This is a genomic window from Hydrogeniiclostridium mannosilyticum, from assembly GCF_003268275.1.
Taxonomy (GTDB): Bacteria; Bacillota; Clostridia; order Oscillospirales; family Acutalibacteraceae; genus Hydrogeniiclostridium; species Hydrogeniiclostridium mannosilyticum.
Window position 1 is genome coordinate 548,570 of the sequence record NZ_QLYR01000001.1, and the last position, 23,730, is coordinate 572,299.

Below are 23,730 nucleotides of genomic sequence, written 5' to 3' on the forward strand. Positions count from 1 at the left end.
GTTCCGCCCCGGCTCAACTATGTGCCGGCATGTCAAAAAAGCAGTTAAAAATGCCGGACGGTACGCTAACCGTCCGGCATTTTTAACGAAATTACCTTTAGAAAGCAGAGGGGGTTGCTATGGCCCGCCAGCCGTACGCAACGGCAAGATGGCGGCTCCCGTCCCGGTCCTCCTCCGCCTCCACACAGTCGAAGGGCAGAATATCCTGCTCCAGCTCCTCCAGGGCGGCGATCTCGCCGGACAGCCAGGCCCTCAGCCGTTCGGCCGCCGTCTGAATGCGCTGCTTCAAGCCGCCGACCCGCAGGTCAAATACATCCAGGCCAAAAATCTTGTTATCTGCCGACCACTGCTTCCGGTAGGCCGCGGCAAAACAATCAATGCGGGCGATCAGGTCCGGAAGCAGCTCCTCCGCATACCGCTGCAGCGCCGCACGGTCGCCTGCCCTATAGGCCGCGCGAATCCGCACACCCACAGAAGCCTTTGCCGCAAGAACCTCACAAAACTTAGACTGCACCTCAAAGAGCACGGCCCACTCCCGGTTGCGTGCACCGGCAGACCGCAAGGCCTGTGCACAGCGTTCGAAATGCGCGTCGTAGGCATCGGGCAGCACATGCCAGTCAAACAGGCCGTAAAGAATATCCTGGTAGAACAGGTCCTTACAGGGATTACACACCGCCTTTTTCAGTTCCGGATTACCCGGCACCCCCATGGGGCTCTCCAGCAGCATAAAATCTTCAAAAGAGGCGCCCGTACAGGCCTGGAAACGCTCAGCCAGGTGGTCCGAGCTGTCCTCATAGCACAGCTCCGCCCAGAACTGCAGGGACGGCAGAATGGAGAACGGCGATGCCTCTGCCCCGTCATCTCCCCAAGCCGTGATGATTACATCACGGACGCCGTTGTCGCGGCAGCTGTTGTGGGCCATCTGGCCGATGTGCATGCTGAACGCATTGCCAGGCTGGAAGCCGAACCACTTCCAAGCGCCGCCCGCAAAGGCGACATTCTGGGTCAGCTTGCGGTGGTTGAAAATCATTGCATCGTAGAGCGCCGGGTCTGTCGAATAATAGTCCCAATAAAGCAGCGTGATGTCATCCGGAATCTGCTTGGCCACCTCTTCCTTAAAATCGCATTCCTTGCAATAATAGGTGCCGCCGGTTGCCAGCTTGAAGAACATATCGCTCCACATCATCGGCTTAAAGCCGTATTTGCGGGCCAATTCCATCACCCTGCTGAAATGGCGCACCATGATGCCGTTGCGCTCCTCAAAGCCGTGCTTGTGCAGATATTTGCCCAGTCCGACCATTTCAGCCTCATCCATACCGATGTTGACCTTCCGGCTGGTCAAGTTCTCTGCCAGTGTGCGGAACATAGCATCGATGAGCGCATAGGTTTTTTCCTCGGCCGCCAGCAGAATATCATTGCAATCGACAATATCGCTGAAAGCCGCCCATTTAAGGGCCTGGGCCAGATGCGCCAGCGTCTGAATCGCTGGAACCAGCTCAATGCCCAGCGCCGCCGCGTAGTCATCCATCGCGCGGTACTCCTCCTTGGTGTAGCGGCCGCGAAGGTAACCGAAATAAGGGTACTCCTTGATTTCGTAGGTGTCCTCGGTGTAGAGCTGAATCTGGTTATAGCCCATTTTGGCCAGTATCCGTGCCATACGCTTAAAAGCCGCCATATTCAGCACGCCGTTTCGGGAACAATCCAGCATAACCCCCAGCGTATTATACACCGGCTTTTCGGTGAGCGACAGCGCCGCACCGTTCCGCGCAGCCTCGCTCAGCAGGGCGAGGCCGCGTGCCAGTTCATTCAGCTGACAGTATGTAATTGAGGCGGCCTTTCCGTCGCAAGACACAGAAAGGGCTTCACCCGGGCGCAGCTCCAGCTCCGACAGTACCGCGCCCTCAAGCCCCAGGCCCGGCAGCAACTCGGCAAGCAGCCGTTCCTCCTGCTGTTTCGCCTGGGCTGAATACAAAATCTTCATCAATACTTCCTCCCCTGATTTAAAATTCATCGCCAAAGCAAACCTGCCCTGACGATGAGCGCACCCCCACCCCGCGCCTGTTTCACTAAAGGCCGCCGGACCGGGCGGACGCGGGATAACAATGTGAAAAGAAGGTTCCCCTTCAGCGAACGACCTCTACCTCGTCGGGCGCTTTGATATCGCTTTCTACAGAACCATCAGCTTTTTTCTCATGCCGGACAAACACCGGGCCATACGGTGTCGGGAAGGAACCCTCTGCCCACTCCAGGCTGCCAAGCCGCGGTGTAACCCGGATCTTGCGGCAGCCGGGCTCCAGTACCTCCACGCCAAGGATTGTTTCCTGCATCCAGGGTGTCGGGCCGGAGGACCAGCCATGGCACAGGCTGTGGCGGTAGCCGATGTAGCAGTATTTGCCGTAGGCGCCGTGGACATTTACTTTCCCCGCAGGGGTAAGCTCGTCAATACGGGCGGCATTCTCCAGCCAATCTATGTCGAAGTCCTCCCAGAAGGTGGTTGCCCCCAGCGAAAGCATGCCGCCCCAATAGTCGCGGATATTTTCCAGGCAGCCCTCAATGTCACCGGCGGCGGCGCGGGCACGCAGGATATAATAGCCCATAAAGGTGGATATGCTGTGCGCGCCGTTCTGAGAAAGGCAGGCTTCGTTCGCCTCACTGGCAGAGGCAAGGCCTGCCAGCACCATCAGTGAAAGCGCCTGCTTGGCTCCGCCGTAGCCCGCCGGGCGGAATTTCATCAGCTTTTCAAGGTCGGCCTCACACTGCTTTGCAAGCTCCGCTTCGCCGCAGGCCTCAAAAAGCCGTTTGGCGCTGCGGGTCGCCATCACATGGAGAGCCTGCAAGCCGGCGTCGATAGCCTCCTTATTGTCCGCGGTCGGCCAGTCTACAAACCGGGGCTCCGGCGTGCAGTCCTTACCGCTTTCATCAATAAAGGTGCTCAGCTGCTGATACAGCCCCTTATAATAGGGCATCTGGCGTTTCAGAAACTCCATGTCGCCCGTATGTACATACCAGTCGTGCTGAATGATCATCCACCACATAGAATAGGATGGGTAGCCGTTCATCCAGTTTGGCAGCGGCGTACCCTCGCGGACAAAATCAAGGCTCCTCGGCACTGCCTCATTTTGCCCGAAAACAGCCTGAATGGTGGAGGTTTCCGGATGCATATCGCCAATCCAGACCAGGCGGTCGCGCTTAACGCCGTCCCAAATATAATTCTGCATGTTCAAATGCACCGTATAGGCGCCCGTTTTCCAAATCCGGTTCAGCAGTTCATCATTGCAGCGGAAGGAGCCGACGTAGGGAAGGTCCATATAAACCAGGACGCCCTTTACCCCCTTCAGCACCAGATCCTGGTCCTGATCCAGCAGGTCGATGCGCACAAACCGGAAGCCCGTTTCACCAACGCTGATCATGCTCATATCCGGCAGATCTACCACCATGTCGCGTACAGCGTGGTCATTGGTGGCGTTTTGCTCTCCGCCCAGCTCGCTCATGGCCTCCATGGCGGATTCGCCAAAGCGAACCCGGACATTTGCATGGTGCTTGCTGCCGGCCAGCCAGGTAAAAATTTTGATACCGCCGTGGATTTCAGCACCAAAATCCAGCAAAACAGAAGCGCAGTTTTCCGCCGTGCTGTGCAGGACGCAGCCGTCCTTGGGCTCAACGGTAATTTGAGCGGCCCTGTTCTCCACAAGCGCCTGGCTGTTGGTTACCGAGCCGCTCTGCCACAACACCTTCTGCGGCGCAATATAAAAACGCTTGCGGTCATCCGCCTCCATCTTTTCACAGATCTGTTCGTCAAACACATCCGCGATATGGGAACCATTTTTCATTTCCATTGTTCGTACTCCTTTAATTGCTTAACACTTTAATTTTAAATGAACCGTTGCAGTTGTATTATAGCGAAATGTCTCTTCAGAAGCAATGCTTTTATTCTTTCATTATAAAATATTTTTCGGCGCTGCTACGGATTATCAAAGGCCCCGCCGCCTTGGCAGCGGCAGAACGCAGGCTTTCGGAGCCCGGCCGTTTATTTTCGTTCCGATCAGCCCATATTGATTTTATCGATCGGCCTTCGGGTTCACACACCGTTTAATCGGCTAATTTTTTCGCTGTCCATTTTCCGCTGAGGAACCGCGCCACAAAGGCGATGATCCGCACGCCCCAGTCAATGAACATGGCGACCCATACGCCCAGTACCCCCATCTGAAAGCCATAGACCAATAGGTAGCTGAAGCCAATGCGGAAAATCCACATGGAAAGCACGGAAACCGTCATTGTAAATTTCACATCATTGGCGGCGCGCAGGCCGTTCGGCAGCACAAAGCTGGCAGGCCACAGGACTATGCTGGCAAGACAGTTTGCAACCAGCAGTTCAAAGGCCAGGTCCGAGGTTTCGCCCAAGAGCCCGTAGCATTGAATAACCGGGCGTGCTGCCAAAATCAGGCCGACAGACAGAACCGCCATGGCAACATAGGCCAGACCCGTCAGCCGGATGATATATTTTCGTGCCTGTTCATACTCATTGGCGCCCACACAGCGGCCGACAATGGTGATTAATCCAAGCCCAATTGCCGCACCGGGAATCTGAGGAATACCGGCTACCGACCCAGCCACCGCGTTGGAGGCAATCGCGATGGTTCCCAACGAGGCGACCAGGCCCTGGACTAAAATCTTACCGATTTGAAACATTCCATTTTCCAGGCCGCTTGGAATCCCGATGGCGAGAATAGTCCGCACCATTCTCCAATCGGGGCGGAAGCGCCGGAAGGTGTCAATATAAATCACATTATGCGGCCTCAGCAGCAGCAATAGCATAACCGCGGCCCCCACTACCCGGGAAACCAAGGTCGCGATTGCCGCACCGGTCACGCCCATTTGAAAGCCGAAAATCAGCAGCGCATTGCCGCTTACATTAATAGTATTCATCCCCAGTGAAGTCAGCATCGAAACTTTTGAATTGTTCATGGAGCGGAACAGCGCCGCCCCCGCATTATACAGGCCAATAAAGGGGTAGGACAAGGCCGACCAGAAAAAATAGGTCTCGCAGTTTGCCATGACGCTCTCCTCAGCGGAACCGAAAATCAAATGCAGCAGCGGGTTATTCAGAGCCAGGCAAAGCAGCATAATAAAACACGAAAGAACCGCCACAATAAAAAACAGCTGTTTAGCGGACAAATTCGCCTTCTCACGGTTCTGGCGGCCCAAATACTGCGCAGACACAATCGCACCGCCCGTCGCCATCGCCGCAAAGATTTGGATCAGCAGAATATTGATGGAATCTACTAACGACACGCCCGAGACCGCCGCTTCCCCGCAGCTTGAAACCATCACCGTGTCCGCCATGCCAATGGTCACGCCTAAAAGCTGCTCAACCATCAGCGGCAGTACCAATGCATAAACAGCCTTTCTGGAAAACATCATGCTCAGGAACTCCTTTGGCCTATCATTAAAATTGAACCCAGGTTTAACAAGCGCCATCATTATACGCCCTTTACCGCCGGACTGCAAGCCCCGCCGCACCTTAATCCCGCGCATGTTTTTAGACAAAAATATGCGCAGAGAATTGACAGAACAGCGAAATTGAGCTATGGTAAACTTATCCTTACTATAATAGGGTGTTTTATGGGCTCGTTCCCACCTGCCGGAGGTTAATAACAAGGCTAACCTTTCGCTAACCCGAACAACTAACTTTTAAACAAGGAGGACTTTATGAAGCTTGAAGAATTTTTGGATAACCCCAAGCTTATGCAAAAGGTCGTACGGAAAATTCTGCTGATTGTCACCTACATCATCGTTTTAATCTTTGTTCTTTTCAACGTAAGCGCGCTGCAGCAGGTCGGCGGATATGTTTTGTGGCTGCTGGGGCCCTTCCTGCTGGGCATTGCCGTTGCCTTCGTTATGAATGTTATCCTGAGGCTTTTTGAGCTTCATGTGTTCTCGTTTCTCAACAAGAAAAAGCTGAAGTTTTGGGAAAGGGTCCGCCGGCCTATCTGCATCCTGCTCTCCTTCCTGGTTCTGGCCGGCCTGATCTGCGCCATCTCCTTCTTTATTATCCCGGAGCTTATCAATTCCCTAAAAGTACTTACCGACGCCGTGCCGGGGTACTTGCAGTCCCTCTATGACACCGTCACCTCTTATTTACAGGACTTTAACATCACGCAGCAGCAGCTGAACGACCTGAAGCTGGACTGGTCGTCAATTATTGACAAGGTCACCGGCGTGATGTCCGGGGTGATGGGCTCGCTCGGCAACCTCACCGTCGGCTTTGCCAACGCGATGGTAACGCTGGTAATGAGCTTCATCTTCTCTATTTACATGCTGTCGAAAAAGGAAAGGTTTATTCTCACACTCAAACGCATGCTTTATGCCTTCCTGCCCCTGGGCAAGGCCAAGGCTATTTTAAATGTTTCTTCCCTTGCCAACCGGATTTTCTCCAGCTTTGTCCGGGGGCAAATGACAGAGTCCCTCATTTTGGGCTGCCTATGCTACATCGGCATGTCCATTCTTCAGCTGCCCTACGCCCTGCTGATTGCCTCGATCGTCGCGCTGGCAAGCCTGATCCCCATCATGGGCGCCTACATTGGCTGCTTTACCGGCGCGCTTATCCTTTTTTTGGTCCACCCGATGTACAGTGTGTACTTTATTATTTTCTTGGTGCTGCTACAGCAGTTTGAGGGCAATGTCATTTACCCACGCGTTGTCGGCAGCTCGGTCGGCCTCCCTGGAATTTGGGTTATTTTTGCGATTGTGGTCGGCGGGAACATGATGGGCATGGCCGGTATTCTGCTCGGCATTCCCACCTGCTCGGTGCTCTATTCCCTGCTGCGCCGCCAGACCGCCAAAAGCTTGCAGCAGAAGGGAATTACCAATGAACAGGTGCTGCGCAACGACCCGGATTGGGAGCCGGCGGAGGAAGAGGAAGCCAAGCCCCCTGTCAAACCGGTGTTTAGTAAAGTACGCTCCCTATTTGGCCGTAAAAGGTCAACCAATACCGTCGGCCCTGAAAACGGCGCAGAGGGGGTCTCCGCTGAAGCTGTAGAGGCTGATCCCTCCGCCAGTTCTCCCACAGAGGAGCATGTTTCCGCCGAAAAGGACAAAACAGACTGATTCTGTTTTGGCTAAAGCCGTGACTTCGCCGTTAAAGTGTGGTAAAATAATCTTCGGAGGAATTTTCCGGAGATTATTTTTTTGCCGCGGGCAGGTCCCGGTAAATTTATCCGGTTTAAATTGAAACGAAAGGAAGATGGATGTTGGATCAACTACTTACACTGCTAAGCGAAAACGCGAGGCTCAGCTGCGCGCAACTGGCAGCCATGCTCAATAAAACCGAAGCACAGGTGCAGGAGGAAATCGCAGCCTATGAAAAGGCCGGCATCATTCGCGGCTATCAAACACAGATCAATTGGGAAAAGGTAGACTCCAACCATGCATCTGCGTTAATCGAGTTAAAGGTCAGCCCTAAGCCGGACAAGGGCTTTGACGACATTGCCGACCGCATCATGCAGCTGGAGGAGGTAGAGAGCGTCTACCTCATGTCCGGCGGCTTTGACCTGGCTGTTTGCGTTAACGGCCGAAGCATGCAGGAAATTGCCATGTTCGTCGCCCGAAAGCTATCCCCTATGGATTCGGTCTTATCCACGGCTACCCATTTTATCCTGAAGCGCTACAAGGACGGCGGGCTGGCGATGGAATCCGAAGATGAAATTGATGAAAGAAGGAGCATGTTCGGTGATTGATTATACCTCCATACTCAGCCAAAAGGTTCAGCAAATTCCCCCTTCAGGCATCCGTAAATTTTTTGATATTGCCAACGAAATGGACCATGTTATTTCCCTCTCCATCGGCGAGCCCGACTTTACCACCCCCTGGCATGTGCGCCAGGAGGGCATCCGCTCCCTGGAGGGTGGTAAAACCTGGTACAGCCCCAACCGCGGTTTCGCCGAGCTGCGCGAGGAAATCGCCCGTTGGTTTTTGAGAAAATATCACCTGGAATACAAGGCCGACAACCAGGTTCTGGTCACCGTCGGCGGCAGCGAGGCCATTGACCTTTGCATCCGCGCCCTGATAAATCCCGGCGAGGAAGTGTTGGTGCCGCAGCCGAGCTTTGTCTGTTATGTCCCCCTGACACAGATGGTGGGCGGGGCGCCCGTAATTGTCGAGACGAAAGCAGAGGACCGTTTCCGCCTGACGCCTGAGGCACTGGAGGCCAAGATCACCCCTAAGACCAAGCTGCTTGTTCTGCCCTTCCCCAACAACCCCACCGGGGCCGTCATGCGCCGGAAGGACCTGGAGGCCATTGCCGCAGTTGTGAAAAAGCACAACCTGATGGTGCTCTCCGATGAAATATACAGCGAGCTGACCTATGGCGGTGAACCCCATGTCAGCTTTGCGGAAATTGACGGCATGAAGGAGCGCACCGTCGTTGTCAACGGCTTTTCCAAGGCTTTCGCCATGACCGGCTGGCGGCTGGGCTATGCGCTTGGCCCCGTTGAAATCATTGGCCAGATGACAAAGCTGCATCAATACGCCATTATGAGCGCTCCCTCCACTGCGCAATACGCCGCGATTGAGGCCATGAAAAACGGGGATGGGGACATTGCCTCCATGCGCGAACAATACGACTTGCGCCGCCGCTTGATTGTAGACGGCTTTAACCGCATGGGGCTGACCTGCTTTGAGCCGGAAGGGGCTTTCTATGTCTTCCCCTGCATCCGATCCACAGGCCTGGACAGTGAAGCGTTTTGTGAAAAGCTAATCTACTCCGAGCGTGTCGCCGTTGTGCCGGGCCCTGCCTTCGGCGCCTGCGGCGAGGGCTTTGTACGCGTCTCCTACTCCTACTCCATCAAGCACATTACCGAGGCGCTCAAACGCATCGAGCATTTTTTGAAGGAGCTTCACGCATGAGCCTGGAAAACCGTGTTTGCATCAACAGCTGTGAGGAATATGACAGCCGCCGGATCTATGCGGTCATTCAGGAGCAATTTCGGCAGCTGAACGCAGCAGAGCTTGTCAAACCCGGTATGAAAGCGGTCATCAAACCGAACCTTGTCTTGAAATCAAAACCGGAGGCCGCCGTAGTCACTCACCCGCTTGTCGTTGCCGCAGTGGCCAGCTGTTTGCAGGAGCTGGGCGCGGAGGTTCTGGTGGCGGAAAGCCCGGGCGGCCTGTACACCCCTGGGGCCCTACGGTCCAGTTACCACGCGTGCGGATACTCCGATGCGGCGAAGAGCCATGGCTTTGCCCTGAATGAGGATTGCTCCAGCCGGGAGCTGAAAACCCCCGGCGGTGCGGTCTCTAAAACCTTTGAGGTGATTGCGCCGATTCTGGATGCGGACCTGATTGTCGACGTCTGCAAGCTGAAAACGCACTGTATGATGGGCCTGAGCGCCGCCGTCAAAAATATGTTCGGCGTTGTGCCGGGCCTGATGAAACCGGAACTGCACTGCCGTTTTCCAGAAAAGGCACCGTTTGCGGAGATGCTCGTCGACCTGTGCTGCGGCGTACGGCCCCATTTATGCGTTGTCGATGCCATTACGGCTATGGAGGGAAACGGCCCCAGCGGCGGAAATCCCCGTTTTGTCGGCGCCCTGCTGTCCGCACGCGACCCTTTTTACCTGGACGTCCTGTGCGCCGGCCTGGTTGGCATGAAGACAGCCGACATTCCCTATTTGCAGGCAGCGCACAGCCGGGGTCTCTGCCCAGCAGATATAGACGGCTTGGAAATCATCGGAGAAAACTATCGCTCCTTTATCGCGCCGGATTTTGTTCAGCCGGAATCGAAGACTTCCAACTTTATTGAACATCTGCCGCGGTTTCTCCAGCCGCTGGCGGCGCGGCTGGCTACCCCTGCGCCGCGAATCCGCGCCAAGGATTGTGTCGGCTGCGGAAAATGCGCCGAAAGCTGCCCGCAGCATACCATTAAGCTTGAGAATCGCCGCGCACGGATCGACTACAGCCATTGCATCCGCTGCTACTGCTGCCACGAGATGTGCCCGCAGCACGTCATAGACATCAAGCGGATGCCGCTGTTTAAATTGTAAGGATTGGACGAATGACGGATGCTACAGCAAAAAGCCTATGCAAAGCTCAACCTGAGCCTGGATATCCTTGGACGGCGCAGTGACGGCTACCATGACCTGCGCATGGTCATGCAATCCGTTTCACTGCATGACACTGTCACCCTGATCCCGCGGGAAGCCGGGGTCACACTCTTGTGCGATGACCCGGGTATTCCCTCCGGCAAAGGGAACATTGCATACCGGGCCGCGGAGGCTTTTTTGCATGCGGCCGGCGGCCGGAGTTCAGGGGTGGAAATCCACATTGAGAAACGAATCCCATCCCAGGCAGGTATGGCTGGCGGCAGCTCGGATGCCGCCGCTGTACTGCGCGGCCTGAACCAGCTTTACAAAGCCCCTCTGACTGTGGCGGAGCTGTGCCACATTGGCAGCAAAATCGGCGCCGACGTCCCTTATTGTGTTGTCGGCGGCTCTCAGCTAGCCGAAGGAACCGGTGAGCGTCTCTCACCACTGCCTGATATGCCCGGCTGTTCCATTGTGGTCTGCAAGCCTGCGATTGGAGTCGGCACGGCGGAGGCTTTTCGCCGAGCCGATCAGCGCCCTTCCCCGCCGCGCGGCTATACCGGCGGCGTCATAGATGCTCTGAAGCGGTCGGATCTGCCCGCCCTGGGGCGGGCCCTCGGTAATGACTTCGAGGATATTCTCCCCATTGCCGCGGTCTCCCATTTAAAGGAGCTTCTGCGGAAGGCCGGCGCATTAGGTGCAGCTATGACGGGCAGCGGTTCGGCCGTTTTTGCCTTGTTCGCGACCGGGACGCAGGCTGCCGCGGCAAGGGAACTTCTTCCCAAAGATTTGTTTGCCTGCGTTTGCCGTCCGGTTCCCGCCTACTGTTTTCCTGAGCTAGAGATAAATACTCCCTAAAAGCAGTAAAAGGCAACGCCCCGAACCCTATAAAAAGGTTCGGGGCGTTGCCTTTAAACAAGCCCAGCGCTATCAATACAGAGCATCTATTTTAGCTATATATTATTTTTCATATAGCCAATTCAATATTTTATTCTCTGTAGCCTGGACCGCAGTTTGCTACCTTCTCCTGAATTGATAGGGCGCGGGCAGGCAAAACTCCTGATCCCGGAAGGCGGGGTTATCCTGGAACAGCAGGGCACTGTCGCTGTCAACGGCATGCAGAACCGGATAATGCCTGAAGTCATCTCCATCCACGGCTTCACAATCCGGCGCTGTCTTCAGGATGGAAATCAGCTCGCGCCTGAAAACCTCGGCCTGCTCCCGGCAGGCTTCCAGCTTATTCTCCGTTTCAGCGCCATCAAAGAAATATGCTTGGCCATCCGGCGCGGAGAAAACATATTTGCAGGCGCCGTCCGTAAGCATATACAGGCCCCTAGGGCCCTTCTCCAGTGCGCCCATTACGTAGCGGCGGGAACTTTTACCCCGGGCCACTCCAGCCATATCCTCCCCATCCAACTCCATGGAGAAATGGATTTCCGCTGCGTTTAAAACAGTGGGCGCCACATCTACCAGGCTCACAGGCCGCCTGCATACCGCTGCGCGCTCAAATAACGCCGGATAACGCACAAGCATGGGAACCCTGCTGGCCGAATTCAGCATGCTGCGTTTGCCAAAGCAGTTGTAATCCCCCAGCATCTCGCCATGGTCCGACGTGTAGACAATAATGGTATCGTCCAAAATACCCTGGTGCTCCAGTTCGGATAAAATCCGGCCTACCTGGTAATCCACAAAGGATATACAGGCGTAGTAAAAACCCCGGAGTGTCCGGACTAAATTCTCGTCGATCCCGCGCGAGCGGTATTTGTAGATATTTTGAAAATGATTGTAATAGGTGAGGCATTCCTCAGGTTTTTCCACAGACAATGGACCAGGCATATCCGCCGTACGGTAAAGCTTATTCCAGGGCGTCGGCGGTGAAAACGGCGGATGAGGGTGGATGAAGTTCGCCATTAAAAAGAACGGCTGCCCCCTCTCACGCTCCTGCAAAAAGCGCACCGCGCGGTCCCCAGCCCATTGCGTCGGGTGGTCCTGCGCCGGGAGCTGGGATAGCTGCGGAATATAATACAGCTCGCTGCGCTGGCCATAGGGCTCAAAAACATGGCGGTACCCCTTGTCGCGCAAATAGATAAGATAATCGTCATCCTCAATATGCTCCACCAGCTCTTCCTGGCGGTACCGATGCTGGAAGCCGTGCAACGCTCCGGGGTCTGGCGCAAAATGCATTTTGCCGACCCCCTCTGTAACGTACCCCGCATCCCGGAATTCCTCCATCAAAAAGCGGCTGTCCGGCATCGGGTAACCGTTGTCATAGCAGCGGTTATGATGCGTATACTGCCCCGTATACAAGCAGCAGCGCCCCGGCACGCAAACAGGCGACGGCGTATATGCGCTGGTAAACGCCGTCCCTTCCGCACACAGGCGATCCAAATTTGGGGTTTGTATCCACTCATTTCCCAACGCATGAATTGTGTCGCCGCGCTGTTGATCCGTCACCATGATCAGTATATTCGGTTTTTTTACCACTGTTCATTCCCCCATTTTCCGCAGCACAGTCCAACCATGTCAGCGGATTGTGTAATTGGTCACCTTTCCGTTTCTCCATTCCAGATCTACAGTCCAGCCGCCGCGTACTTTCAGTCCGCGGACATGGCCATCCGGCCAGCTGTCCGGCAGCGCCGGCAGCAGCTTCAGCGTCTTTCCATGGCTTTGTACCAGCATTTCGGCAATACCCGCCGTAATACCAAAATTCCCGTCAATTTGAAAGGGCGGATGCGCGTCCAGCAAATTGGGGTAGCTCCCGCCGCCGCTCATACAGTCCCGCTCGGTTGCAGGAACCGGGCTCAGCTGGTTTTGTATCAGGCGCAGGGCATTGTTACCATTCCCCAAGCGCGCCCACAAGCAAACCTTCCACGCCAAGCTCCAGCCCGTTCCGCCAAATCCCCGATTAAGTAAAACCTGTTCGCAGGCCCCAGCCAGCTCGGGCGTCTCTTCAGGCGTAATACGGTCGGACGGATACAGCCCGTACAACAGCGAAACATGGCGATGCTGCGGCTCCTGCTCCCCATATTCCTCATGCCATTCAAGCAGCGCGCCATTCCTGCCGATCCTTAAGGGCGGCAGGCGCCTGAGCGCGCTTTCAAGCTCCTTCCGGCGCTCCCAGTCTTGCCCGCTTTCCTCAAGCGCTTGAAGTGTATTATGGAACAGCTCCTGTAAAATTTCAATATCCATCGCCGGGGCCAGGTCCAGGTTATACGGCCGGCCTTGTGCCAAATAGGTATTTTCCGGCGAGCTTGACAGCGCCGTCACCAGGCAGCCATCCGGCCCCTCTGTCAAAAAGTCCAGATAAAACGCACAGGCCTTCAGCATTACCGGCAATGCCTTATCTCTCAGATAATCCCTGTCCCCGGTAAAACGGTAATGCTCCCACAGATGCTCACAGAGCCAGCCGCTGGACATCGGCCAGATGGCAAACGGCATGCAATAGGTGTCCGGGTCCACATCGCCAACCGGTGCGCTCTGGGCCCATAAATCCGAGTTGTGATGAGAGACCCAGCCGCCGCAGCCGTAATGAGCCTGCGCTGTCTTTTCGCCGTTGACCGCGATATGATCGATTAAATCCAGCAGCGGCGCGTCGCACTCCGACAGGTTCGCGGTATGGACCGGCCAATAATTCATTTCCGTATTGATGTTAATGGTATAGTTTGAGCTCCAGGGCGCATGCAGGTGCTCATTCCAGATTCCCTGTAAATTCGCGGCCTGCGAACCCGGACGCGAGGAGGATATCAGCAAATACCGTCCATACTGAAAGAGCAGGACGGTCAGGGCATGGTCCCCCGGATGGTCTGCAAAGGCCTGCAGCCGCTCGTCCGTGGGCAAATCCGCCCGACTTTCACCACCGAGGTCCAGCTCCACTCTCTCAAACAGCGGCGTGAAATCCTCCTGGTGGCGCAAAAGCAGAGCCTCAAAGGAATACTGCTCCGCGGCCCGCAGCCGTTCTTCCGCCCGCGCCGGTGCATCGCCATCCGGCAAGCGGTTAAAGCCTTGGAAGGAGGTTGCCAGCGAAACCAGCAGCGTGCACTCCTTACAATTTTTTAACACGATTTCTTGATCCTCGTAAGAAACCCCTTTTCCATACGCCGCAACACGGCCTTCAAAGCGGATCGCCTTTGTTTCCTCAAAGGTTCCATACCGCACGTCGTCCACATATTTACAATAATTCGGGTAGCAGACCTCCGGGCAAATTCCACTGAGGATAAGCCGCCCCTCCTCGCACCAAACCCGGTGCTGAAGCTGGCAGCCAAAGGTAACGGTTCCATTCATGGCGCCATTCTTTGCCGTAAGACGCAGGACCAGCACCCGATCCGGCGCGGAACAGAAAACCGTCCGTTCATACTGCGCTTTCCCCGCGCTATACTTTACCGTTGCCACACCGCTGGAAAGGTCCAGGTCTCGCCGGTAATCCTGTACTTTTGTATCTTTATTTGAAAAAGAAAAAAGGAGGTCTCCGAAGGGAAGATAGCATTCCGTCCACTGCCCCAGTAAATGCGCGTTGGCAAGCTGATGCGCCTCCGCCAAACGGCCTTCCTTAAGGCAGCGCTGCACCTCACGCGCATAGAGGCGAGCCTCCGGGTTGTTTTTATCCTTCGGGTAGCCCGACCAAAGGGTGTCCTCATTCAGGGCTATGCGCTCCCGCTCCACACCGCCGAATACCATCGCACCGATGTGCCCATTGCCGACCGGAAGGGCCTCTTCCCAATATTGCGCCGGCTTCCTGTACCACAATTTATTATCCAACATATTCACTCCAATATCAGTACTCCACAAATCGGGCAATCAGCGCCGAAAGCTCCGCTGGCGCGATTCCTCCAGCCTCCAGATAATGCCGCGCACTGCCGTATTTTGCGCGCAGGTGCGCCAGAAGCCGCCACATGCTGTCCGGCTCGGAACGAAGGGCATGGTCTGGAACATCTACACCGATCCCCTTCATTTGCTCCACCAGCTTGGCAAATACCGGCTGCATATACCGCTCTGTCGCGGCATAATCCGCCACAATCACCTCATCCGGCGCCCCGGCAAGCTCCAGCAGCAGCATGGAAACCATTCCCGTGCGATCCTTCCCGGCTGTACAATGAAAAAGAGCAGCACCGCTGTTTTCTATCAAAAGCCGAAATACCTGAACGAAGGAATCCCGCGCACCGTCGAGATTGCGGATGTACATTTCAGCCATGGAGGCGGGAAAATTGCCCCGAAAGCCGTTAGAGCTGATTTCATCCAGCATCACAATGTTCTCGTAACGCATTCCCGCGCATCCCTTCAGCTTGGAGGGCCAGTCCTGCGTCTCCTTGGGGGAGCGCAGGTCAATCGAAAGGGAAACACCCTTTTCCCGCAGCAAATCAACGTCCTTTGGGGTTAGGTTTGCCGTGTTATCCGCCCGGAAAAAAAGGCCTTTGCGCGTCACCCCGCCGTTTTCGGCCGGGTAGCCGCCCAAATCCCGGATATTATACGCCCCCTCCATGGGAAGCAAGTGGCAATCGGTATTGATATTCATGCTGAGACTCCTGTTCTTCTAAATTTTCGCTGTGGATTTTCCTATCCGGCAAAAGTATTACAGTATTTCCACAAAAATTCCCTGGCCGCAGTCGAGCTCGGGGGACCACTCTTTTTCCACCTCCAGCTCCCGCGGCTCGCCATAGGACCAGATGCGCAGGCGCACCGGCCCGGCAAAAGAAACGGTTGCCCTGTTCCGCTTCCGCTCACCGGGATCCACCATGTTCACCAGTGTAAAAGCCCTGCGCTCCCGGCCTGCAGCTTGCCCGTCGGGCTGCCTGGTAAAGCAGCCCGCCATGACCGGGCCCTCTCCCGTCAGGCCGAGAATAGGGCCAAAAGAGCTAAGCGGATGCTCTAGCTCCAAATAGTTTTTTTGCCGTTTGACCTTTACCACCTTGCCGGGGAAGGTAATATCCACCTCTTCCTCCACCCCTCCGGCACAGGCAGCGCCGGTATAAACCATATTGCCGGCATGGCGGCAGGTAAGATAAGCCGGCTCTATTTGACGCAGCTCCCGCAGTACGCGCCGCACCATCTCATAGCGCGGAGTTTTCTCCCCCTGGCGGTCTATCAGGCCCAGCTCAAAAACTTCGTCGCCTGTACTGCCATTCTCATCCCCGGGCGATCCATAAGTAAAGAGCTGAATCATACGAGCGCCAAAGGACAGCGCGCAGTATACCTGCCAGCGAATATCCTGCTCGTTAGGCTCCCGCACAATTTTATTAAAGCCCAACGTCTGGATAAAATACCACAGCTGGCGGTTATATTGCCGGCAGACGTCCGAGGCCGTTTCAAAATCCGACAGGTAGCGGTCCTGCACCCACGTCTTCGTACCGTCCCCATACAGCGGGTAATGGTCATAGGACAAATAGGGCACATCCACCTCAGCGGCATAGCGCTGAAGATATTCCCTGTACGTTACGCCGTTCAGCTGCTTTTCGCTGGCATAAGAAGGGTACAGATTAATAACCGGCATTTTTTCAGCGCTGAACGCTTGATAAGCTTTTGCAAGCAGGCCCAGGCGCGGCAAATCATAGATTCCTGGTTCATCGCGCAGGACGGTTCCCCACAGAGCGGGATGCGCCACATAGTCCGAAACGGAGTCCTGCAGCGACCAGTAGCGGTCCATCGGCGTGTTGGCGGCCTTTGCATCAAAGGCAAAAAGCCCCAGTCCGTATTTACGGCACTGGTCCAGCGCCTGCTGGGCATATTCATGGCGCGCGCCGATGTCAAGATAGATAAAATCCAACCCGAGGTCCTTGAGCCGCCGGCAGCCTTCGTCCGAAAGCACCTGAGAAAGCGGCACACTCCAAGCGCCGATTATGACTTTTTCACAGCTCTTTTCCAGAACCTTTTGCACAAAAACTCCCCCTTCAAATTCAAGAGTAACGATTGAGCCCATCATAGCATTTTGATTCATAAAAGTAAAGTATTATTCATCTCTGTTCTCAAAAAGAAATACGCCCCCATCCGTTGGATAGGGGCGCATTATCAGGAATATTTAACCTTGTTTAGGCTCTTTTTCTTCTGCGGCATATCATCAGCAGGGTAACGCCGGATATAACCGCCAGGGCGACCTCCGCCACAATAATGCTGATTGTGGACATGGAACCGGTCTGCACGTTGCCGGATTCCTCCGACGTAGTACCGTCCGTTCCTGTGGAGGAACCGTTTTCAGGAGTCTGCGGGGTCGAAGGGGTGGATTCGGGTTTGTCGGATTCATTCGAGGATCCAGAGCCCTCGCCCTCATCCGGAACGGTGGGATAGGCAATATCCTCTGTTGTCTTAAAGACATAATTGAAACGGGAACCCGGAGCAGCATCACCCTCCGTGTAAACGTCCATAATATCGGGATTGTCATTGGAGATGACATTGTCCATCCACTTGAACTCCAGGTTTACACGGCTGTTTTCTACGCCCAGTACACTCTTCGGCACCGCAATTTCCATTTGGTTGCCGCTGATCTTATAGGAAACCTCCGCGCATTTCTCCCAGCCATAGCCTTCGCCGGTATGGCGCTCCAGCGTCATGGTGTCGGCGGTCGGTGAAACACGGTTCAGGATATAATCATACCCCTCCCAGCCGGTGGAGCCGTCGCGGTCAGCGTTGATATAAAGCTGCATAAAGCTCTGCTCGTTCAGGCCTGTAATGTCGCTGGCTGTTTCCACATAGAAATAAACATTTTTACCGTCAACCGCCGTTTTCGCCCGTGTAATATCATTGCGGCCGCTGGTGTTGACATAGCTGTTGCTTCCGCGTCCGACACAGTCGCGGTCCTCAACGTCGTTTTCATAAGTGAGGTACTCCATTGCGCCGGCCCAATCGTCAAAGCTGCCGTCCACCTTAACCGTACGGCTGGTGTCCTCCTGCGGGATGGGATCCTGCCCCTTAAAGCGGCGGATATTTTCAACCAGCTGCATGTAGTAGGCATCCTTCAGGATGCCCTTTGACGGCTCGATGTCGCGGCTATGCTCGGCATCATACTGGTCGACAATCGCATCCTTTACACCGCCCCATTCCTCGAAACGGCCGGCCAGCCATTCATTCCAGCCGGTGATGAACACAAAGTCCGCATCCTCTTCTATGGCGCGGTCAAACTGCTGCTGGAAATTGCGGCCTTCCAGTGAAACCTCTGTCGCTTCCTTCGGGCCATAGTTCCAGGTGCCATCCTCGTTGCGGGTAGTGCTGCGCCCAATGATATGGTCGCCGTTCATGGGGGCAATCTGCATAGAATCGCCGTTCCAGTTCATGGAAACGCCCACGGACATGTAAGAACGGCCTTGGCTGTCCACATACTTATTCTGCGGGTAGAGCTCCAGCCAGGTGAGGGAGTCCGTTCCCTCTGCGGGCGCGGCATTGTTATAGGTCGCAATCACCGGCTTAGAGGAGAAGAAGTCCTTCAGATGCTCCGGCGTTGTGCTTACTACGCCATTCAGTACCAGCGGCTTCCCATCCAGGTAATACCAGCAGTCCTTATACAGGCCCGGCTCATAAAGCTGTTCGTAGAGGTTCTCCAGGCTCTTGACATTATCCGAGCCCATGGAGAACGGCAGTACAAACGAAACCTTCGGCATATCGGCACCCTCTTGCAGAAGCTGGTTCCAGGTTTCCATCAGCTTCAGGTAGGCGCTCCGCCAGGTCAGCGTGCCGTTGGTGCAATCGAAGAAGATCACATCGACGCCCGCATCGGAGAGCAGCTCGCCCTGGCGGCGGATAACCCACGGATCCAGCGCACTGTAGTGGCCGTAAACCGACTCGCCCCAGTGCTGTGCGCTATGGATGGGGCCAAGCTCCCCTTCACCGGCCTGGAATTTGGAAACGTCATAGAGCGGGCTGTCCTGTCCGTCCATGAAGTTGTCGCCGTAATTCCAGTTCCAGAAGAACATGCCAACGGTCTTTTCCTCGTTGACCGTGCTTTCTGTTCCCTCATTGGTGGAAAGGACACGGCCGAGAATATCCGTACCCGCCCAAGTGTCGCTTTGCAGGTCCTTAATCTTGCTCATATCCGGAATATTTTTCTCATATTCCGCTTTTCTCTGCTCAATTTCATTCGGGCCAGCCTGCTCTGTCGTAAGCTGAATCCACTCGAAAGTGCTGGCGTCATCGCTAAACTGGACAATAACATCATGCTTTCCGGTAATCTCCCCGGAAAGTGCGGCAATCATTTCCTTGTAAACCGCGTCTACACGGTTGTCGCCATAGTCAATGTAGAACTTAGCAACCGGGTCGCTCTCCAGGTTATCCAGGTAAATCTTCAGAGAAGCGTCCTCCCAGCAGCCCCAGTCATAGAGCGCGTTAACGCCTGCGGTTTCAAGCAGGCCGTAGTTCCGGTGGTAGCCGGCGTAGTTAGCCTTGACAGAGAGCGCACGCCCGTCGCCGTCGCCAAAGTCCACATTGCCGAAAATCACCATGCTGCCTTCGCTGCCGACCTTCACGGTGCGGTCGCCGTAAGGCTTGTTGGAAACGCCTTCGTTATAAGCGGAGTCGTCGGCCTCATTGTTAAAATAATATTTCTCGCCAAAGTCCTTTTCTTCTCCGCCATCCGTAGAAAGGTCGGCATAAGGCGTAAACTCCGCGATCTGGCAATAGGTGCCGCCGAACTCATCCACGCTTAAACGCAGGTACTTCGCGGTAATAGTCTGCGGCAGGTCAAAGATCTGTTCCTCGCCAACAGCCTTATAGCCTTCACGGGAAGCCACATCGGTCCAATTTTCTCCATCCTTGGAATAGGAGAGGGTAAATGCCTTCGGGAAATGAACCAGCACGCCGCCTTCGGACCGCTGAGTCAGGACGATGCGGTCGATTTGCGACTGTTCCTTCAGCGTAACCGTGTAGGTGACCGGGTACTCTAAACCCTCATGATTCCAAGGCGCCGAGGACCAGAAGGTGGCCTTGTTGCCGTCCACCGCGTGGTCCGCCGTCATACTGCCGTCCGCATGCGGCACCGTTGAGGACGCCTCACCGGAAAGGATGGCAACCTTTTTCTTCATTTTTGCATCGGAGGGGAGGCTCTCGGCAATGACCGTCATGCCGGAGAGCTCAAGCGCGTATTCCTCTGCCTCGTTCTGGCCCAGCTTGGTCGCCAGCACACGAACCGCATAGGCATCTACAGGCTGGTCAAAGGTGAATTTCTGTATTTCAGAGTCCGCCTCGTAGCCGGTATATGCCGCGCCCGGAATATCCTTCCACTCCCCGTCGGCCGCATCCTTATATTGGAATTTGAAGTCCTTCGGAAAGGCGACGGGAATAATATCGTCGTTAAAGTGCGGGCTTAACGAAATTTTCTGTACCCGGTATTTCTTCGAGTAGGTAAACGCGACAAACTCTTCCTGCGCCGGCGTTTCACTGGCGGAAACCTCTGACGAATAGTAATTGGTCAGCTTCGTGTCCACCAGGTTACCAACCGCCGTGTCACTGTCGCGCTCAGAACCCGTCAAAATCGCCATGGGGCTGACGCCCTTCTCCTCCTCAACGGGAATGTCCCCGCCGGCGGACCGGGTGCCATAGGCTTTAATTTCCATCAGGTTCGCATACTGGTCCGTAGAACCCTCCGGGTCCACGGCCGGTACGCCGGTGATTTTGATGCGCAGCTGTTTTGTGGCAACCGGATCAAAACTAAATTTCTGCGGATCCACCGTAGCCTGATAATTCTGATAAGCGTCGATTGTCTGCCACTCTTCCTGTTCGTCCAGATACTGGATCTCAAAATCCTTCGGAAAATGGAAGGGCTGCGTAGTACCATCGGAGGCTGTACCCAGGCGAGGATATAAAACCAGCTCCGACACCGTCTTGGTCGGCTTGCTCAGCGTCAGGGTGATGTAATTGGGGTTGCTCTCGCTGAGCGGCGGGTTCGGGTTGGGGTAGCTTGCCCAAAACGCTTCTGTCAGGTCGCCGTCATAAAGGACGTCCGCCGTATGGCCCGGCCAATCGTTGCTGCCCGACGCCTCCGTAATCGTCAGCTGTTCTACCTGCTGCTCCAGCGGTTCTCCATACGCCTCGACCTCGCTCATCTGAAAATAAAAACCGCTGCCGCTGTCATCCTTTGTATAGGCCGTGGCCATCACTCTTAAATAGGAAATCTCAACCGGATTGTCAAACGTATAGGTCTGAATGATCGGATCCTTATTGGTGATCGGCGTAGTTCCTTCCTGCGCCAGCATGGGAAGCCCGGTGTATTCCTTTATTACTTCCCAGCTCTTTCCATCATTAGAGCCGTAAAACGTAAGCCCTGTGGGGTAGCAGAGGTTCCACGCACGCGGCGCGATTTTGACCTCGCTCACCTTGGACTTCTGCTCCAGGCGAAGGTCCACATAAGCGCACTCGCCTTCCTCTGGTTCCCTCTCGGGCACCGGTGCGGACGACCAGAAATTCGTTCGTTCCGCGACGCCTACCTCGCCGTCAATCAGCCAGTCTGCACTCATTTCCGGCAATGCTGTACTGGATGCCTCTACTGAAATGAACCTGAGTTTTTCAGCAGCACTGTTTGCAGGCGCCGCAGAAGCCGGCATAACCAGGCATGAAAGCCCCAGCAGTGCGCACAACAACAATGAAAGCCCCTTCTTGATTTTTTTCATTGAATCCTCCTCATCAAATAAGATGTTTGAACAGCCCCGCGAGCTGTTCGGGCATTATTCCATAAACGGCGCCAAAACAGAGCGCCGTACCATGGCAATGAGCGATGACCGAGGCTATCCGTTTTCGTTCCTGGCCGTGAAGCCATATAGAAACACAGTGGCAATATATTGCCGGTACCGGGTATGGCAAATACTGCTTTACTCTTTTTATAGATTAAGAACAATGGCGAAGCTGCCGGAAGCTCACATTTTTTGAAAGAATTTTTCCATTTTTATAGATAAATGATTATTAATTCCAGTTATAGTATAAATCTGATTGCGATGTTTTGCAATATCCCGTTCTTCATTTGTATATTATTATAATTATATTAAAAAAATTTATATATTATAAATAAATTCTAAATCGGAATTTTCAAAAAACGGCTGGCTAACGGTAACTGCTTCATAAGCCGCAGCCTAGCGCGGACCCATTGCAGCATTTTCGCAATCTTTATCTCATCTTAATGAAAAAGCGCTAATCTTAATGCCGTTCCCTATTGCCTTTTCAGAGTAAGCTTCTATAATGGTAGCAATCCCGTATTATGAAAGGCAAAAACAACACCCGGCCAATAAGGGCGGCGCTAAAGGCCGGTGTTCCATCTTTTCCTAATGCCTTTGGGGTAATACGCATCCCATCGACAAAATGAATTACAGGTATAGCAAAGGAGTTTGAAACCTAATGAAAATTCAGGAATTCGGCGACCGAGAAAATCCTACGGTTTTACTAATCGAGGACGGCCATGCCCCGATTCAGGCACTGGAGAAAATATTCTGCGATTATTTTCTCATTGTTGCTGCGTACGAGGAGGACGCTGAAGAAGAATGCGCACAAGCGCTGATGCGGTATGTTGCTGAGCACTGTGAGAACCATATCTCCATCCTCTGCAGCACCGCCGGCGGTTGGCGACTCGCCCGCCGCCTGATGGAAAACCACATTCCCTGTGAAAAAAGCTTTATTGAAGCTGAATTTGAACAGCCCGGCCTGATGATTTTACCCATGCTGGAGACCACCGCTGCCACTTTGCCGCAAAAACAAACTGCAAAAAGAAGGAGGATGGAAGCATGAAGCCTGTACTTTTTAATGGCTGTGGTACAGCCATTATTACGCCTATGAAAGATGACCTCTCCATTCATTACGAACTTTTCGGGGAGCTGCTGGACCAACAGCTTCAGCAGGGCAGCGATGCCATTGTTGTGGCCGGCACCACCGGGGAAAGCGCCACCCTGACGGATGAAGAGCACATTGAACTCATCCGTTATGCTGTTAAGCGTGTCCATGGCCGAATTCCCGTTATAGCAGGAGCCGGCAGTAACAACACGGCCCATGCCGTCCATCTATCCAAGGAAGCGGAAAGGGCCGGGGCGGACGCCTTGCTGCATGTGACGCCCTATTATAACAAAGCCTCGCAACGCGGTTTGCTCTTGCACTTTGAGGCCTGTGCAGCAGCGTCAAAGCTCCCCATTATCCTCTACAATGTGCCCTCACGCACCGGCGTCAACATCAGTGTGGAAACCTACAAACAGCTCAGCAGGATAGATAATATTATCGCCGTAAAAGAAGCAAGCGGCAATTTTTCTCAAATGGCTAAGATTGCTTCTGTCTGTGGTGATGACCTCTATTTATATTCAGGTAACGACGACCAGGTTACTTCTGCACTTGCACTCGGCGCTAAAGGCGTTATTTCTGTACTCTCCAATCTCGTTCCAAAGGAAACCCATCAGCTATGTCAGGCCTTTTTTGATGGAGACCCGTCTAAAAGCGACGGCCTGCAGCTTCATTATCTGGAGCTTATCGAGGCCCTATTCAGCGACATCAACCCCATTCCGGTCAAGCAAGCGCTTTGCTATATGGGGTATAACGTGGGCTCCTGCCGGCTTCCCCTCTGTGATATGGAGGCTGCCGCCGCCGAGCATCTCCATGCGGTACTGGTAAAGTATGGGCTTTGCACGTCAGACCTGCCATACCGTCCCGGTTCTGTAACAATTCACCGTCCCAAAAACACCTTACTCTGGCGTAAAAACCGCTAACA

15 protein-coding genes are annotated in these 23,730 nt (G+C 54.4%); 7 read left to right on the top strand and 8 right to left on the bottom strand.

Features of this window, described 5'->3' with window-relative positions; all coding sequences use genetic code 11:
* Positions 1-97 precede the first annotated feature (97 nt).
* From DPQ25_RS02600 to DPQ25_RS02610, 3 genes are all read right to left on the bottom strand, one after another.
* A complete protein-coding gene (locus tag DPQ25_RS02600; protein WP_112331609.1) occupies positions 98-1,981 on the bottom strand; it encodes a beta-N-acetylhexosaminidase in 1,884 nt (627 codons plus the stop codon).
* A 142-nt stretch (positions 1,982-2,123) separates the two neighbouring features.
* Positions 2,124-3,836, bottom strand: coding sequence for an alpha-L-rhamnosidase-related protein (locus DPQ25_RS02605; protein ID WP_242978194.1), 1,713 nt, complete (start codon positions 3,834-3,836; stop codon positions 2,124-2,126).
* A gap of 253 nt (positions 3,837-4,089) precedes the next feature.
* Positions 4,090-5,421, bottom strand: a complete 1,332-nt coding sequence (locus tag DPQ25_RS02610) for an MATE family efflux transporter (RefSeq protein ID WP_112331610.1) — start codon at positions 5,419-5,421, stop codon at positions 4,090-4,092.
* 288 nt (positions 5,422-5,709) lie between these two features.
* Between DPQ25_RS02610 and DPQ25_RS02615 the strand changes: the two genes are divergently transcribed.
* The 5 genes from DPQ25_RS02615 to ispE all read left to right on the top strand — a co-directional run bounded on the left by DPQ25_RS02615 (position 5,710) and on the right by ispE (position 10,937).
* The gene (locus DPQ25_RS02615; protein ID WP_112331611.1) at positions 5,710-7,107 is read left to right on the top strand and encodes an AI-2E family transporter; all 1,398 of its coding nucleotides are present in this window, start codon (positions 5,710-5,712) and stop codon (positions 7,105-7,107) included.
* Positions 7,108-7,250: 143 nt separating this feature from the next.
* Positions 7,251-7,736 carry an Lrp/AsnC family transcriptional regulator gene (locus DPQ25_RS02620; protein WP_112332014.1) on the top strand — a complete coding sequence of 162 codons (486 nt, stop codon included), beginning with the start codon at positions 7,251-7,253 and terminating at the stop codon, positions 7,734-7,736.
* Positions 7,708-8,904 carry a pyridoxal phosphate-dependent aminotransferase gene (locus tag DPQ25_RS02625; RefSeq protein WP_112331612.1) on the top strand — a complete coding sequence of 399 codons (1,197 nt, stop codon included), beginning with the start codon at positions 7,708-7,710 and terminating at the stop codon, positions 8,902-8,904. Before DPQ25_RS02620 ends, DPQ25_RS02625 begins: the two co-directional genes overlap by 29 nt.
* A complete protein-coding gene (locus DPQ25_RS02630; RefSeq protein WP_112331613.1) occupies positions 8,901-10,040 on the top strand; it encodes a DUF362 domain-containing protein in 1,140 nt (379 codons plus the stop codon). Before DPQ25_RS02625 ends, DPQ25_RS02630 begins: the two co-directional genes overlap by 4 nt.
* Positions 10,041-10,058: 18 nt before the next feature.
* Positions 10,059-10,937, top strand: a complete 879-nt coding sequence (gene ispE / locus DPQ25_RS02635; RefSeq protein ID WP_112331614.1) for a 4-(cytidine 5'-diphospho)-2-C-methyl-D-erythritol kinase — start codon at positions 10,059-10,061, stop codon at positions 10,935-10,937.
* Between the two features lie 159 nt (positions 10,938-11,096).
* Here ispE and DPQ25_RS02640 read toward each other — a convergent pair whose 3' ends face one another.
* The 5 genes from DPQ25_RS02640 to DPQ25_RS02660 form a co-directional block, all read right to left on the bottom strand.
* Positions 11,097-12,563, bottom strand: coding sequence for a sulfatase family protein (locus DPQ25_RS02640; RefSeq protein ID WP_112331615.1), 1,467 nt, complete (start codon positions 12,561-12,563; stop codon positions 11,097-11,099).
* Positions 12,564-12,602: 39 nt separating this feature from the next.
* Complete coding sequence (locus tag DPQ25_RS02645; RefSeq protein WP_177576802.1) at positions 12,603-14,834, bottom strand: glycoside hydrolase family 95 protein; 2,232 nt, start codon at positions 14,832-14,834, stop codon at positions 12,603-12,605.
* Positions 14,835-14,850: 16 nt separating this feature from the next.
* Positions 14,851-15,588: a tyrosine-protein phosphatase gene (locus DPQ25_RS02650; RefSeq protein WP_112331617.1), complete on the bottom strand. Its 738-nt coding sequence runs from the start codon at positions 15,586-15,588 to the stop codon at positions 14,851-14,853.
* A gap of 57 nt (positions 15,589-15,645) precedes the next feature.
* Complete coding sequence (locus DPQ25_RS02655) at positions 15,646-16,947, bottom strand: hypothetical protein (protein WP_112331618.1); 1,302 nt, start codon at positions 16,945-16,947, stop codon at positions 15,646-15,648.
* Between the two features lie 151 nt (positions 16,948-17,098).
* The gene (locus tag DPQ25_RS02660; RefSeq protein WP_112331619.1) at positions 17,099-21,661 is read right to left on the bottom strand and encodes a discoidin domain-containing protein; all 4,563 of its coding nucleotides are present in this window, start codon (positions 21,659-21,661) and stop codon (positions 17,099-17,101) included.
* Positions 21,662-22,379: 718 nt separating this feature from the next.
* Here DPQ25_RS02660 and DPQ25_RS02670 point away from each other — a divergent pair.
* Together DPQ25_RS02670 and dapA are read left to right on the top strand one after the other, a co-directional pair.
* The gene (locus tag DPQ25_RS02670) at positions 22,380-22,766 is read left to right on the top strand and encodes a hypothetical protein (RefSeq protein WP_112331621.1); all 387 of its coding nucleotides are present in this window, start codon (positions 22,380-22,382) and stop codon (positions 22,764-22,766) included.
* A complete protein-coding gene (gene dapA / locus DPQ25_RS02675; protein WP_112331622.1) occupies positions 22,763-23,728 on the top strand; it encodes a 4-hydroxy-tetrahydrodipicolinate synthase in 966 nt (321 codons plus the stop codon). The genes DPQ25_RS02670 and dapA overlap by 4 nt, the downstream gene beginning before the upstream one ends.
* Positions 23,729-23,730: the final 2 nt, after the last annotated feature.